This window comes from Streptomyces sp. NPDC058964 (assembly GCF_042741275.1).
In the GTDB taxonomy this organism is placed as follows: domain Bacteria; phylum Actinomycetota; class Actinomycetes; order Streptomycetales; family Streptomycetaceae; genus Streptomyces.
Genome location: NZ_JBHYKH010000001.1, coordinates 4,145 through 17,808, shown reverse-complemented (window position 1 = coordinate 17,808; position 13,664 = coordinate 4,145). Strand labels below are relative to the sequence as shown.

The 13,664-nt window shown below is 71.0% G+C and carries 13 protein-coding genes; 3 read left to right on the top strand and 10 right to left on the bottom strand.

Annotation, left to right across the window (positions count from 1 at the left end):
• Positions 1-135: 135 nt before the first annotated feature.
• The 5 genes from ACFW2E_RS00085 to ACFW2E_RS00065 form a co-directional block, all read right to left on the bottom strand.
• The gene (locus tag ACFW2E_RS00085) at positions 136-1,845 is read right to left on the bottom strand and encodes a uroporphyrinogen-III synthase (RefSeq protein WP_384458840.1); all 1,710 of its coding nucleotides are present in this window, start codon (positions 1,843-1,845) and stop codon (positions 136-138) included.
• The gene (hemC, locus tag ACFW2E_RS00080) at positions 1,842-2,801 is read right to left on the bottom strand and encodes a hydroxymethylbilane synthase (RefSeq protein ID WP_384458837.1); all 960 of its coding nucleotides are present in this window, start codon (positions 2,799-2,801) and stop codon (positions 1,842-1,844) included. Before hemC ends, ACFW2E_RS00085 begins: the two co-directional genes overlap by 4 nt.
• Complete coding sequence (locus tag ACFW2E_RS00075; RefSeq protein ID WP_384458834.1) at positions 2,798-4,543, bottom strand: glutamyl-tRNA reductase; 1,746 nt, start codon at positions 4,541-4,543, stop codon at positions 2,798-2,800. Before ACFW2E_RS00075 ends, hemC begins: the two co-directional genes overlap by 4 nt.
• Complete coding sequence (locus ACFW2E_RS00070) at positions 4,540-5,301, bottom strand: redox-sensing transcriptional repressor Rex (RefSeq protein WP_384458831.1); 762 nt, start codon at positions 5,299-5,301, stop codon at positions 4,540-4,542. The genes ACFW2E_RS00075 and ACFW2E_RS00070 overlap by 4 nt, the downstream gene beginning before the upstream one ends.
• Before the next feature lie 282 nt (positions 5,302-5,583).
• Positions 5,584-5,868: a glutaredoxin family protein gene (locus ACFW2E_RS00065; RefSeq protein WP_384458828.1), complete on the bottom strand. Its 285-nt coding sequence runs from the start codon at positions 5,866-5,868 to the stop codon at positions 5,584-5,586.
• 94 nt (positions 5,869-5,962) lie between these two features.
• Here ACFW2E_RS00065 and ACFW2E_RS00060 point away from each other — a divergent pair, with 94 nt between their 5' ends.
• The 3 genes from ACFW2E_RS00060 to ACFW2E_RS00050 all read left to right on the top strand — a co-directional run bounded on the left by ACFW2E_RS00060 (position 5,963) and on the right by ACFW2E_RS00050 (position 9,457).
• A complete protein-coding gene (locus ACFW2E_RS00060; protein ID WP_384458825.1) occupies positions 5,963-6,883 on the top strand; it encodes an HAD family hydrolase in 921 nt (306 codons plus the stop codon).
• A gap of 294 nt (positions 6,884-7,177) precedes the next feature.
• Positions 7,178-7,960: an ECF subfamily RNA polymerase sigma factor, BldN family gene (locus ACFW2E_RS00055; RefSeq protein ID WP_384458822.1), complete on the top strand. Its 783-nt coding sequence runs from the start codon at positions 7,178-7,180 to the stop codon at positions 7,958-7,960.
• A 258-nt stretch (positions 7,961-8,218) separates the two neighbouring features.
• Complete coding sequence (locus ACFW2E_RS00050; protein ID WP_384458819.1) at positions 8,219-9,457, top strand: DUF5667 domain-containing protein; 1,239 nt, start codon at positions 8,219-8,221, stop codon at positions 9,455-9,457.
• A gap of 272 nt (positions 9,458-9,729) precedes the next feature.
• Here the strand turns inward: ACFW2E_RS00050 and ACFW2E_RS00045 are convergent, their stop codons facing one another.
• The 5 genes from ACFW2E_RS00045 to ACFW2E_RS00025 all read right to left on the bottom strand — a co-directional run bounded on the left by ACFW2E_RS00045 (position 9,730) and on the right by ACFW2E_RS00025 (position 13,456).
• A complete protein-coding gene (locus ACFW2E_RS00045) occupies positions 9,730-10,788 on the bottom strand; it encodes a lysophospholipid acyltransferase family protein (RefSeq protein ID WP_384458817.1) in 1,059 nt (352 codons plus the stop codon).
• A gap of 14 nt (positions 10,789-10,802) precedes the next feature.
• Positions 10,803-11,864 (bottom strand): NAD-dependent epimerase/dehydratase family protein, encoded by a 1,062-nt coding sequence (locus tag ACFW2E_RS00040; RefSeq protein WP_384458814.1) that lies wholly within the window; start codon positions 11,862-11,864, stop codon positions 10,803-10,805.
• Positions 11,865-12,088: 224 nt separating this feature from the next.
• Entirely contained in the window at positions 12,089-12,187 is a 99-nt protein-coding gene (locus tag ACFW2E_RS00035) for a 30S ribosomal protein bS22 (RefSeq protein WP_003948845.1), read from the bottom strand.
• A gap of 111 nt (positions 12,188-12,298) precedes the next feature.
• Positions 12,299-12,511 carry a helix-turn-helix domain-containing protein gene (locus tag ACFW2E_RS00030; protein WP_004984898.1) on the bottom strand — a complete coding sequence of 71 codons (213 nt, stop codon included), beginning with the start codon at positions 12,509-12,511 and terminating at the stop codon, positions 12,299-12,301.
• 129 nt (positions 12,512-12,640) lie between these two features.
• On the bottom strand, positions 12,641-13,456 hold the full coding sequence (locus tag ACFW2E_RS00025) for a phosphatase (RefSeq protein WP_384458810.1): 816 nt from the start codon (positions 13,454-13,456) through the stop codon (positions 12,641-12,643).
• Positions 13,457-13,664: the final 208 nt, after the last annotated feature.

Sequence of the window (13,664 nt, the reverse complement as noted above, 5' to 3'; positions counted from 1 at the left end):
ATGCTCATGGGCACGGCCCCCCGGCCGCGGGGCAGGCGGGTGAATAAATATTCCATGAACAGCCCCCGCGGGCGCGGGCGGGGTGGGGGCGGGGCGGGGGCTGTGGCGCCGGGCCGCCCCCCCCCCCCCCCTACCTCACGTGGTCGTACGCCGCCGTCGCGCCCCCGGCCGCCGCTCGCTCGGGCGGGTCACCGGATCCCCGGCCTCCAGGGCGGCAGCCCTCCGCCGCAGCCCGAAGTCCGCCAGCGCCTCCGCCAGCTTGTGCACCGACGGCTCCGGAGCCATGACGTCGACCCGCAGGCCGTGCTCCTCGGCGGTCTTCGCGGTCGCCGGGCCGATGCAGGCGATCACCGTGATGTTGTGCGGCTTGCCGGCGATGCCCACCAGGTTCCGGACCGTGGACGAGGAGGTGAAGAGCACCGCGTCGAAGCCGCCGCCCTTGATCGCCTCCCGCGTCTCCGCCGGCGGCGGCGAGGCGCGCACGGTGCGGTACGCCGTGACGTCGTCGACCTCCCAGCCCAGCTCGATGAGCCCGGCGACGAGGGTCTCCGTGGCGATGTCGGCCCGGGGCAGGAAGACACGGTCGATCGGGTCGAAGACCGGGTCGTACGGCGGCCAGTCCTCCAGGAGGCCGGCGGCGGACTGCTCACCGGACGGCACCAGGTCGGGCTTCACGCCGAAGGCGATCAGCGCCTTCGCCGTCTGCTCGCCCACCGCCGCGACCTTGATGCCCGCGAAGGCGCGCGCGTCGAGGCCGTACTCCTCGAACTTCTCCCGGACCGCCTTGACGGCGTTGACCGAGGTGAAGGCGATCCACTCGTAGCGGCCGGTCACCAGACCCTTGACCGCCCGCTCCATCTGCTGGGGCGTCCGCGGCGGCTCGACGGCGATCGTCGGCACCTCGTGCGGCACGGCCCCGTAGGACCGCAGCTGGTCGGAGAGCGACGCCGCCTGCTCCTTCGTACGCGGTACGAGGACCTTCCAGCCGAACAGCGGCTTGGACTCGAACCACGACAACTGGTCGCGCTGGGCGGCGGCGGAACGCTCACCGACCACGGCTATCACCGGCCGGCCGCCGTCCGGGGACGGCAGGACCTTCGCCTGCTTCAGGGTCTGCGCGATGGTGCCGAGGGTGGCGGTCCAGGTGCGCTGACGCGTCGTCGTACCGGCGACGGTGACGGTCAGCGGGGTGTCCGGCTTGCGGCCGGCGGCCACCAGCTCGCCCGCGGCGGCGGCCACGGAGTCCAGCGTCGTCGAGACGACGACCGTGCCGTCCGAGGCGCCCACCTCCGTCCAGCACCGGTCCGACGCCGTACGCGCGTCCACAAACCTGACGTCCGCGCCCTGCGCGTCGCGCAGCGGAACACCCGCGTAGGCGGGCACACCGACCGCGGCCGCGATACCGGGAACCACCTCGAAGGGCACCCCGGCGGCGGCGCACGCCAGCATCTCCTCGGCGGCGTACGTGTCGAGCCCGGGGTCCCCGGACACCGCACGCACGACCCGCCTGCCGCCCCGCGCGGCCTCCATGACAAGATGTGCCGCATCCCGCAAGGACGGGGTGGCTGCGGTCGTTGACGCGCCGTCAACAACCGCCAGTTGAGGCGTGCCCGCGCCCGGATACGCATCCGACGAAGGATTCGTGTCCGTGCGCACGACGGAGACGCCTGGCCTGGCGTGCGTACGGACGACGTCGAGCACATCGTGCTCGGCGACCAGGACGTCCGCGTTCGCCAGCGCCTCCACGGCGCGCAGAGTCAGCAGTCCCGGATCCCCGGGTCCGGCACCCAGGAAGGTGACGTGCCCGTGCTCAGGACCGGCGGCAGGAAGGGCGGTGGGGCTCACTGTGCTCGCTCCCCCATCAGACCGGCCGCGCCCTGGGCAAGCATCTCGGTGGCGAGTTCGCGACCGAGCGCCATTGCCTGGCCGTGCGTCTCGGGCACGGGACCGGTGGTGGACAGCTGCACCGTGCGGGAACCGTCGGTCGTGCCGACGACGCCGCGCAGGCGCATTTCCTTGACAATCTGCCCGTCGGCCAGCAAGTCGGCCAGCGCGCCCACAGGGGCGCTGCAACCGGCCTCCAGGGCGGCGAGCAGTGACCGCTCGGCGGTCACGGCGGCCCGGGTGAACGGGTCGTCGAGCTCGCCGAGTGCCGCGATCAGGTCCGCGTTGTCCGCGGCACACTCGATCGCCAGTGCCCCCTGGCCGGGGGCGGGCAAAACCGTGTCGACCGACAGGAAGTCGGTCACCTCGTCGATCCGGCCCATGCGGCTCAGCCCGGCCGCGGCCAGCACGACCGCGTCCAGCCCCCCGTCGCGCACGTACCCGATGCGGGTGTCGACGTTGCCCCGGATCGGGACCGTCTCGATGTCCAGCCCGTGGCTGCGCGCGTACGCGTTCAGCTGCGCCATGCGACGCGGCGAGCCGGTGCCTATGCGGGCGCCCTGGGGCAGGTCGGTGAACTTCAGCGCGTCCCGGGCGACGATCACGTCGCGCGGGTCCTCGCGCTCGGGTATGGCGGCCAGCACCAGTTCCGCGGGCTGGCCGGTCGGGAGGTCCTTCAGCGAGTGAACCGCGAAGTCGACCTCCCCGCGCAGCAGCGCGTCACGCAGCGCCGTGACGAACACACCCGTGCCGCCGATCTGCGCGAGGTGCTCACGGGAGGTGTCGCCGTACGTGGTGATCTCGACGAGCTCGACGGGCCGTCCGGTCGCCTGGCTCACGGCGTCCGCCACCTGCCCGGACTGGGCCATGGCGAGCTTGCTCCGCCGTGTCCCCAGTCTCAGTGCCTTGGTACTCATGCTGGCCCTCGGTTCTTGGCCTTGTTCTCGGTGCTGTCCTCGGCGCGGGAGACGGAGGCCACCGTCTCCGGATCGAGGTCGAACAGGGTGCGCAGCGCGTCCGCGTACCCGGCGCCGCCGGGCTCGGCCGCGAGCTGCTTGACCCGGACGGTCGGCGCGTGCAGCAGCTTGTCGACGACGCGGTGCACGGCCTGCCGGATCTCGCCCCGCTGGCGTTCGTCCAGGTCGGGGAGTCTTCCGTCGAGCCGGGCGATCTCGTTCGCGACGACGTCGGCGGCCATGGTGCGCAGGGCGACCACGGTGGGCGTGATGTGCGCGGCCCGCTGCGCCGCGCCGAAGGCCGCGACCTCGTCGGAGACGATGCGCCGGACCTGGTCCACGTCGGCCGCCATGGGAGCGTCCGCCGCCGCCTCGGCCAGCGACTCGATGTCCACCAGCCGCACTCCGGCGAGCCGGTGCACGGCCGCGTCGATGTCCCGGGGCATGGCGAGGTCGAGGAGGAAGAGCGCGGGCGCCGGGCGCGGGATCTCGGCGACCGGTTCGGGCCTGCGGCGCTCGGGGATGCGGCCGACGGTGGCCGCGGCGGCGGCCAGGGCGGCGATCGTCTCGGCCTCGGCCACCGGGTCCGGCACCGTGCTCGTACCGGCCGCGGCGGGGCCGCGCCACCCGGAGGCGTCGGGTGTGCCGTTGTCCACCCAGGCCGCGTGCTGTTCCAGCTCGGCGGCGGCCATTCCGGCCACGGCGGCCTCGCCGAGCACGGAGAAGCCCGCGGTGCCCTGCACGGCCGAGAGGTCGAGCGGACAGCCGTCCTCGGTGCCGCTGGGCGGCAGTGGCGCCTTGCGTCCGTCCGCCTTCGCGGCCGTACGGGAGTTCTCGCCGGTCCTGGTGACGGGCTCGCCGGTGCGGCCCTCGACGGCCGCCGCGACGGCCTCCGCCGTGAGCACCAGACCCGTGGCACCCGTGCAGGAAACGGCGACGTCGGCACGTGTCAGCTCGAACGGCACCGAGTCCATCGGTACCGCGCGGGCCGTCACGTCCGTGTCGGGGTTGTCGGTGAGGATCCGGGCGAGACGCTCGGCGCGGTCGAAGGTGCGGTTGGCGACGACGACCTCGGCGACCCCGGCGCGCGCGAGCGTCGCGGCGGCCAGCGAGGACATCGAGCCGGCGCCGATGACCAGGGCCTTCTTGCCCTTGGCCCAGGTCTGCACATCGGTGCCCGCGGCCAGCTGCTCCAGGCCGAAGGTGACCAGGGACTGCCCGGCGCGGTCGATTCCGGTCTCGGAGTGGGCGCGCTTGCCCACCCGCAGGGACTGCTGGAACAGGTCGTTCATCAGGCGGCCGGCGGAGTGCAGCTCCTGCGCCTTGGCCAGGGAGTCCTTGATCTGGCCGAGGATCTGGCCCTCGCCGACGACCATCGAGTCCAGTCCGCAGGCCACCGAGAAGAAGTGGTGGACGGCCCGGTCCTCGTAGTGCACGTAGAGGTAGGGAGTGAGCTCCTCCAGGCCGACGCCACTGTGGCGGGCGAGCAGCGTGGACAGCTCGGCGACACCGGCGTGGAACTTGTCCACGTCGGCGTAGAGCTCGATGCGGTTGCAGGTGGCGAGCACCGCGGCCTCGGTGGCCGGCTCGGCGGCGACCGTGTCCTGGAGCAGCTTGACCTGGGCGTCCGCGGCAAGCGCGGCCCGTTCCAGGACGCTGACCGGGGCGCTGCGGTGGCTCAGCCCGACGACGAGGAGACTCATGCCGGCATCACGGCGGGCACGTCCCCGTCGGGCCCCTGGTCGGCGGAGTCCTTGCGCTCCGCGGCGGTCGGCGCCCCGCTCTCGGGGGCGGCCTCCTCGCCGGCCTTGCGCTGCTCGTGGAAGGCGAGGATCTGCAGCTCGATGGAGAGGTCGACCTTGCGCACGTCGACGCCGTCCGGCACGGACAGCACGGTCGGCGCGAAGTTCAGGATGGAGGTGACCCCGGCGGCGACCAGACGGTCGCAGACCTGCTGGGCGGCGCCCGCGGGGGTGGCGATCACGCCGATCGACACGCCGTTGTCCTCGATGATCCGCTCGAGGTCGTCGGTGTGCTGGACGGGGATGCCGGCGACGGGCTTGCCCGCCATCGCCGGGTCCGCGTCGATGAGCGCGGCGACCCGGAAGCCACGGGAGGCGAAACCGCCGTAGTTGGCGAGGGCGGCGCCGAGGTTGCCGATGCCGACGATGACGACCGGCCAGTCCTGGGTCAGACCCAGCTCGCGGGAGATCTGGTAGACGAGGTACTCGACGTCGTAGCCGACACCGCGCGTTCCGTAGGAGCCCAGGTAGGAGAAGTCCTTGCGCAGCTTGGCGGAGTTGACCCCCGCCGCCGCGGCCAGTTCCTCGGAGGAGACCGTGGGTACCGAGCGCTCCGACAGTGCGGTCAGCGCGCGGAGGTACAGCGGAAGCCTGGCGACGGTGGCCTCGGGAATCCCTCGGCTACGGGTCGCCGGTCGGTGAGTTCGGCCAGTTGCCACGGTGCTCCTGCGGGTAGAGCGGGGCTGCGGGCGGTCACACGTACCCAGACCGCCCCGTCGACAGCAGGCTATGTCTTTGTGAACGCGTGCACAAAGATGGTGTCCGATTTGCCCGGCCAACGTGACCGGGGTCACGCGCCCCCGGCGCAGTCGCGCGGGACCGGCGCACAGGCGCCGGAGACCCTCTTCCAATGGGGGCAAAACGGCACACACTCCTCAACGAACCCCGCCCCCCAGACCAAGTCGCCGTCGATCCTAAGGGAATCTCCCGGCCACTTTGGACTAGTCGGTCAGTGCTTTGCGGAGCCGCTGTTCGTTCACACGCCAGAAGGTGTGCTGTTCACCGTCGACGAGTACGACCGGAATCTGCTCCCAGTACTGGTCGTGCAGTTGCCGGTCCTGGGTGATGTCCTTCTGCTCCCAGGGCACACCGAGGTCGCCGCACACCTTCTCCACCACGAGTTGTGCGTCATCACACAGATGACAGCCGGGCTTGCGGATCAGGGTGACGAGCCGGTCCTGGGGAGCCGGTGCCTTCCGGCGGAAGATGGGACTCATGTCGGCCATTCTCCCGCTTGTTTAACGGACCGGTCGCGGAGAGTTCACGGCCTTCAAACCTCTCGACTCCGGAACCACCGAACAAACTGGCTATGCTCACGCCATGGCCGCTCTCGGATGGCTCACTCCCCGTAGGCGCTCCGCCACGGCGCGAAGCGTGTTGGCAGGCGAGGCCTCGGCGGAGGCAGCGCGCAAGTCCTCCCAGGACGTCTCCGACGTCCCGGAGGAGGAACCGGAGTTCCCGGTGCTCGGCGACGAGAAGGCCGCCGCGTTCTTCGACCTGGACAACACCGTGATGCAGGGCGCCGCACTGTTCCACTTCGGCCGGGGCCTGTACAAGCGGAAGTTCTTCGAGACCCGCGACCTCGCCAGGTTCGCCTGGCAGCAGGCGTGGTTCAGGCTGGCCGGAGTCGAGGACCCCGAGCACATGCAGGACGCGCGCGACTCCGCGCTGTCGATCGTGAAGGGCCATCGGGTCGCCGAGCTCCAGTCCATCGGCGAGGAGATCTACGACGAGTACATGGCCGAGCGCATCTGGCCGGGCACCCGGGCGCTGGCCCAGGCCCACCTGGACGCCGGCCAGCGGGTATGGCTGGTCACCGCGGCCCCCGTGGAGATCGCCGGGGTGATCGCCCGCCGCCTGGGCCTCACCGGCGCCCTGGGCACGGTCGCCGAGTCCGTCGACGGCGTCTACACGGGCAAGCTGGTCGGCGAGCCGCTGCACGGCCCGGCCAAGGCGGAGGCGGTCCGCGCCCTGGCCTCGGCGGAGGGCCTCGACCTCTCCCGCTGCGCCGCGTACAGCGACTCCCACAACGACATCCCGATGCTCTCCCTCGTCGGCCACCCCTACGCGATCAACCCCGACACCAAGCTGCGCAAGCACGCCCGCGAGAAGGACTGGCGCCTGCGCGACTACCGCACGGGCCGCAAGGCGGCGAAGGTCGGCATCCCGGCGGCCGCGGGCGTCGGCGCGGTGGCCGGCGGCACGGCCGCCGCGATCGCCCTGCACCGCCGCCGTCGGTAGCGACACCGGCGGCCTCGCCGCGGCTCCCCGTGTCGGATTGTGCCATCCGGTGACCAACACGTCCTCGCTCCGTAGGAACCCGAACTTTTCCGATCAACAAGCGGTCACCCTGCGGAACCTGAAGGGACGTCAAACGGTTACGGAAGCGACGTAATCGATGATTTGAGCAACTGGGTGTAGCAGGGCCTGTACGAAGCGTTATTCTCCTGGGACGCAATTCGGCACCCCTCCGTCGCTACGACGGGTGAAAGGTTCCGCACTGCACGTGATGGAAGCTCTGCCTCTGGGAGTCCCGTGTACCCACACGTCGGGGTTGACGCCTCGGGCCTGGCTACGCTGCGCGCAACGGTCGCGACGGTCCAACAACTGTTGCGCGGCTTCGCCCCGACCGCGTACGCCGTCCCCGCCTTCGCCACCGTCGCGCCCGCGGGCCCGTGCTACGCACTGGCCGACGGCGGGGCCGCGGTCGGCAGACGAGGGCGCTCCGCGGGCACCGCGGCCACGGCACGCCGTCCGGCCGCGGACAGCGACAGCGCCCGGATGATGGACCTCGTCGAGCGCGCCCAGGCCGGCGAGGCCGAGGCCTTCGGCCGCCTGTACGACCAGTACAGCGACACCGTGTACCGCTACATCTACTACCGCGTCGGCGGCAAGGCGACCGCCGAGGACCTCACCAGTGAGACGTTCCTGCGCGCCCTGCGCCGCATCGGCACCTTCACCTGGCAGGGCCGCGACTTCGGCGCGTGGCTGGTCACCATCGCCCGCAACCTCGTCGCCGACCACTTCAAGTCGAGCCGCTTCCGCCTCGAGGTGACGACCGGCGAGATGCTCGACGCCAACGAGGTCGAGCGCTCCCCGGAGGACTCCGTCCTGGAGTCCCTCTCCAACGCCGCGCTGCTCGACGCGGTACGACGGCTCAACCCCCAGCAGCAGGAGTGCGTGACGCTCCGCTTCCTGCAGGGCCTCTCGGTCGCCGAGACCGCCCGCGTGATGGGCAAGAACGAGGGCGCCATCAAGACCCTCCAGTACCGGGCCGTGCGCACACTCGCCCGGCTCCTGCCCGACGACGCACGCTGACGGCAGCATTCGCGCGCCCGCGGTGCGGCCACTGTGGGCGACGTTCAACTCACTGTCCGTGAAAGCCGGTTGACTTTCCGATCCACTCATCCGCCGTCCGTAACCCAAGTGCCGCGCCAGTCGTTGTGCGGGATACAGGCTCCCTGTGGTCACGTCCTGGCCGACCCTGATCACTCGATCGTGTGGAAGTGGTCCAGGGCGTGCAACCCTCAGGACCCCCTGGGGAGTCGACCGTCATGACGAGAGGAGGTGCCGCCAGTGATCGCGAACGTATCGGCGCACCGGCGGGCGAACGCCTTCGCCCAGGCCCTGGAGGAGCAGTCCGACCGGGACACGGCGGCCGAGCGGTCGGAGGCTTCGGCAGCGTCGCCACCGGTCCCGACCGCTGCGGAACGGATCGAGCAGGGCGAACTGTTGGCCCTCACCACCGGTCTCGGCGCGCTGCCCAAGCCGCAGCTCGACCCGGAGGTCAAGGTCGTCCAGCGGGCCCAGCTCGTGGCCGCGATGGAGGCCATGCTGCAGGAGGGCACCCTGGGCGGGGCGGCGGATCCTTCGGTGCCCGAGCAGCGTTCCCACCGCGCCAAGGGCGCCCACCGGGCGAGCCCGCTGGGGAAGTTGCGGCCGCGTTCACGGCTGACCAAGGGCCTCGCGGCCGGCGGGCTCAGCGTCGGGGTGGCCGCCGGGGCCTTCGGCGGGGTGGCCGCCGCGAGTTCGGACGCCCTGCCCGGCGACTCGCTCTACGGCCTCAAGCGCGGCATCGAGGACTTCAAGCTCAACTACCTGAGCGACAACGACGACGAGCGCGGCCAGACCTACCTCGACCAGGCCTCCACCCGGCTGAACGAGGCCAGGCGGCTGATGGACCGCGGGCGCGGCGGGCACCTCGACCACGAGTCCATCGGCGAGATCCGCCGCACTCTGTCCGGCATGCAGCACGACGTCGCCGAGGGCCACCGCCTGCTGCACGCGGCGTACGAGCGCGACCCGGAGTCCCTGGGCCCCATCCAGGCACTCTCCAGCTTCTCGCGGTCCCATCGCGAGGCGTGGGGCGCACTCCGCGACAAGCTGCCCGTCCAGCTCGGGGACGTCAGTGACCAGGTCTCGTCGGTGTTCGACGCCATAGACCAAGAGGTCGCCCCGCTGCAGTCCCTGCTCCCGCAGACCCCCGCCCAGGGCGGCGGCGGCAAGCACCGTGGCTCCGGCTCGGCGTCCCCCGGCTCTTCCAGCACCGAGCGGTCGACCGCGCCCTCCACCGGCAGCAGCTCCTCCTCCGGCAAGCACTCCAGCACCGGCAGTCCGAGCGACTCGGCCTCCGACAGCGAGAGCGACGGCCTGATCGGAGGCAGCACCGGCGGCCTGCTCGACCCGCCGAAGAGCAGCGGCAGTGCCTCCCCGTCCACCAGCAAGAGCCCGACCAGCGAACCGGACGTGACACTCCCACCGCTCCTCCCTGGCCTCCTGCCCGGCCTGGGCATCGACGGCAACGACGCCAACTAGCGGGACCAGAACACTGGGGCGCCCCTCTCAGGAGGGGCGCCCCAGTTGTCGTAGGACCGAACCCCCGGAACAGCTCGCCCCACCCGGCCGCCGCGCCCGCGCCTCGGAAGAACACCGAGCGCCGCCGCACCAGCAGCCTGGCCCCTCCCGTCTGCCGGCCCGCGCACTGGCCCGCAGGCTTCGGACGGCCGCACCGGACCCCTCCCGGCGACTCCCGGCCTCCGGCATCCACCGCCCCCGCCGCGCCCCACATCACACGGCGTGCCCCCGCCTCAGAAGAACACCGAGCGCCGCTGCACCAGCAGCTTGTACAGCGTGTGCTGGATCTGTTCCCTGACCTGGTCCGTGAGGTTGAACATCAGCATCGGGTCCTCCGCCGCCTCCGGCGGATAGCCGTCCGTCGGGATCGGCTCGCCGAACTGGATCGTCCACTTCGTCGGCAGAGGAACCGCCCCGAGCGGACCCAGCCACGGGAACGTCGGCGTCAACGGGAAGTAGGGGAAACCCAGCAGGCGCGCGAGGGTCTTCGCGTTGCCGATCATCGGATAGATCTCCTCCGCCCCGACGATCGAGCACGGAATGATCGGCGTGCCCTTGCGCAGCGCCGTGGAGACGAACCCGCCCCGGCCGAACCGCTGGAGCTTGTAGCGCTCGCTGAAGGGCTTCCCGATGCCCTTGAAGCCCTCCGGCATCACTCCGACCAGCTCACCCTGCCCGAGGAGCCGTTCGGCGTCCTCCGTGCACGCCAGGGTGTGCCCCAGCTTGCGCGCCAGCTCGTTGACCACCGGCAGCACGAAGACCAGGTCGGCCGCTAGCAACCGCAGATGCCGGCCCGCCGGATGGTGGTCGTGCACGGCGACCTGCATCATCAGGCCGTCCAGCGGCAGCGTCCCGGAATGGTTGGCGACGATCAGGGCGCCGCCCTCGGCCGGGATGTTCTCGATCCCCTTCACCTCGACCCGGAAGTACTTCTCGTACACCGGGCGCAGCAGGGACATCAGGACCTGGTCGGTGAGCTCCTCGTCGTAGCCGAAGTCGTCGACGTCGTAGTCCCCGGTCAGCCGCCGCCGCAGAAAGGCGAGACCGCTCGCCACGCGCCGCTCCAGACCGCCGTCCTGCGGCTGCTGCGGCTGCTGCGGCTGCTGTTCCTCACGGGTCACAGGAACATCATCCTGCGCGGGCGCCTTGCTGGGCAGAGGCTGGACCTCACGGACCAGGGCGGGCTCGCCGCCCTTGCGCCGGCTCCCCCCACTCCGGCGTCGCGACGGCCGCTGCACGGCGCTCCCACGCGTCCGGTCGTCGTCGAACGGAATGACCTTGGCATCCGCCATCGTTGATGCGCTCCTCAGTTGGCGCTCTGCGTCGGGGGTTGGCCGCTGCCCCTCTGGGACAGCGCGGCGATACGGTCGACGGCCCCCGCGATGTCCTCCGGTGGCAGCAACCCGGGACCCTGGCTGCGGACGAAGTCCGTGAACGTTTCAGCAGTCGTGTACTTCGGCTTGAATCCGAGCGTCTCGCGCATCTGGTCCGTGGCCACGACCCTGCCGTGGGTCAGGAGCCGGATCTGCTCGGGCGAGAAGTCCGTCATGCCCAGCGTACGGACCAGGGAGCCGGCCCAGGTGACCGCCGGCAGCAGCAGCGGCACCGTGGGACGGCCCAGACGTCTCGAGCACTGCGAGAGCAGCAGAACGCCGTCCCCGGCGATATTGAACGTGCCACTGTTGAGCGTGCCCCGCTCCGGCTCGTGCGAGGCGATCCGCAGCACCTCGATCACGTCGTCCTCGTGGACGAACTGCAGCCGGGGGTCGTAGCCGAACACGGTCGGCAGGACGGGCAGCGAGAAGTACGAGGCCAGCGGCGTCTCCGCGGTCGGCCCCAGGATGTTCGCGAACCGCAGCACGCACACGGCGACATCGGGCCGGCGCCGGGCGAACCCGCGCACATACCCCTCGACCTCCACCGCGTCCTTCGCGAAGCCGCCGCTGGGCAGCGACTTGGCCGCGGTGGTCTCGGTGAACACGGCCGGATCCCGTGGCGCGGACCCGTAGACGTTGGTGCTCGACTTCACCACCAGCCGCTTCACGGTCGGGGACTTCTGGCAGGCCCCGAGGAGCTGCATGGTGCCGATGACGTTGGTCTCCTTGACCGTCGCCCGGCTGCCGCTGCCCAGCGCGGTGCCGGTCACGTCCATGTGGACGACCGTGTCGGCGGCCGTCTCGGCGAGCACGCGCGCGATGGTGGGCTGCCGGATGTCGGCCTGGATGAAGTCCGCCCCGCCCAGATGGTGCTCGGGTGGCACCGCGTCCACCGCGACCACCCGGTCCACCTGCGGGTCACGCTGGATCCGTCGCACGAACCGGCCCCCCAGCTGACGGGCCACTCCGGTCACGAGCACGACCTTCCCCAAGATCAGCGCCTTCCTTCCGCCCTCGGCGTTGTGCCGCTCGTACCCTGCCGCGTTCCCCGTGTGCGGCCAACTTAGCGGGTTGGTGTTGCGCTGTGATGACCCCCTGATGCACGAAGTGACGAGATTCGCCCGTCCGCATACGACTCCGATACGGCGCCGCATACGACGACGGCCCCCCACCTGCAGCGGTGGGGGGCCACGCGAACACGTTTTCGCGGCGTCGCCTACTTCTTGTTACGACGCTGAACGCGCGTGCGCTTGAGCAGCTTGCGGTGCTTCTTCTTGGCCATCCGCTTGCGCCGCTTCTTGATAACAGAGCCCACGACTACCCTCGCTCACTTCTCATCACTCGGTGTTTGGGCGCCATGGGCCCATACGACCTACGAGGGGCCAGCCTACCCGCCCGAGCGCTGAGGTCGTAATCGAGGGGTTCGTCAGGCTGTCTCCACCCCCACATAGCTCTCACGGAGGTACTCGTGTACCGCTTGCTCGGGGACGCGGAAGGACCGCCCCACCCGGATCGCGGGCAGATGACCGCTGTGCACCAGCCGGTACACGGTCATCTTCGACACTCGCATCACCGAGGCGACCTCCGCCACGGTAAGGAACTGAACCTCGTTCAGAGGCCTCTCGCCAGCTGCAGCCATGACACACCTGAACCTTCCGCACTCGACGGCCACCGGCTTCCCCTTCCGGTGACTCTTCGTCGTTGCGTGCTCACTCCCCAATGTAGGGGCGGGTGATGCGAGTGGGGAAGAGGTGCACCCATCGGCGGCCTACTGTGACAGACACGCTCGATTGAGTACGTAGCGGGTAAGCGGGCGGTAGTAATCAGACCGCACAGTGTCATCGACCGGAACGACGACGGACACGACCCCCTCCGCCTCCCCCACAAAGAGCGCCGGGTCATCCGTATCCGCGAGCCCCATGGCCTCAAACCCCAGCTGACCTGCTCCGCAGACCCATCCATGATCGCCGATCACCAGCTCGGGCAGCGGTCCGCCGGCCTCCGCGGCCGCGGCCAGCGCGGTACGAATCGGGAGCGGAGAATGCGTGTGTGCGCCGGGCTCACAACCGGGGCGTTCGGGGTCGGACGCCCGTACCAGCGCGACACCTCGTACGTAATCAAGGTTGTGCGTACGTAGACCGAACCGGGTCGTTATGTCGACACAGCGACCCTGCGCGGGGGTGAGGACCTCACATCCCGCCGCCGACAGGGCGTCTGCCAAGTCGGCGTAGAACCCGAGCAGCCGATGCGGGTGCCCGGTGCCGAACAGCACGGGCGCCCCACGCTGGGCGACCTCCGCGAGCCGCTCCGCGAAGGCCTCGAGAGCGGTCAGGGTCAGCTCCGGATCGATCACATCATGCCCCGTCACATGAGAGGGATCGGCCGAAACTCCGCACCTTTCCGCCATCAGCCCGAGCAAATCCCTCACTTCCCAGGCCTGTTGGGGATCGATGCCGATCAGCGCGCGCGGATCGCGAGCCGCGAAGAGCCGATAACTCCGCAGACTCGCCTCCCGGGTCGTCGCCACGGCCCCGGCGAGACGAGCGGCGAGCAGATGCGCGCGAACAGCTCCGGTGCTCAACACGGGTGCGATGGTGACGGACGGCACGCGGGGGCGGGGCGGGAACGGGGGAAGGACCGCACGGTTGGCGTAACGGCTCGCTTCGGGGGGAGGCCGACGCCCGCATCAACCAGCCCGTCCGGCGAGGAGGAGGCCGTCCAGGCCGAAGCGGGGGTGCGCGGGGGGCCGCCCCCCGGGGGGGGCGCGGGGGGGGGCGCCCCCCCGCGCGGGC

What these genes read in the sequence shown, in the direction of transcription:
- hemC (WP_384458837.1), bottom strand. Translation starts at nt 2,801, where the DNA reads ATGAGTACCAAGGCACTGAGACTGGGGACACGGCGGAGCAAGCTCGCC.
- ACFW2E_RS00075 (WP_384458834.1), bottom strand. Translation starts at nt 4,543, where the DNA reads ATGAGTCTCCTCGTCGTCGGGCTGAGCCACCGCAGCGCCCCGGTCAGC.
- ACFW2E_RS00065 (WP_384458828.1), bottom strand. Translation starts at nt 5,868, where the DNA reads ATGGCCGACATGAGTCCCATCTTCCGCCGGAAGGCACCGGCTCCCCAG.
- ACFW2E_RS00060 (WP_384458825.1), top strand. Translation starts at nt 5,963, where the DNA reads ATGGCCGCTCTCGGATGGCTCACTCCCCGTAGGCGCTCCGCCACGGCG.
- ACFW2E_RS00045 (WP_384458817.1), bottom strand. Translation starts at nt 10,788, where the DNA reads ATGGCGGATGCCAAGGTCATTCCGTTCGACGACGACCGGACGCGTGGG.
- ACFW2E_RS00030 (WP_004984898.1), bottom strand. Translation starts at nt 12,511, where the DNA reads ATGGCTGCAGCTGGCGAGAGGCCTCTGAACGAGGTTCAGTTCCTTACC.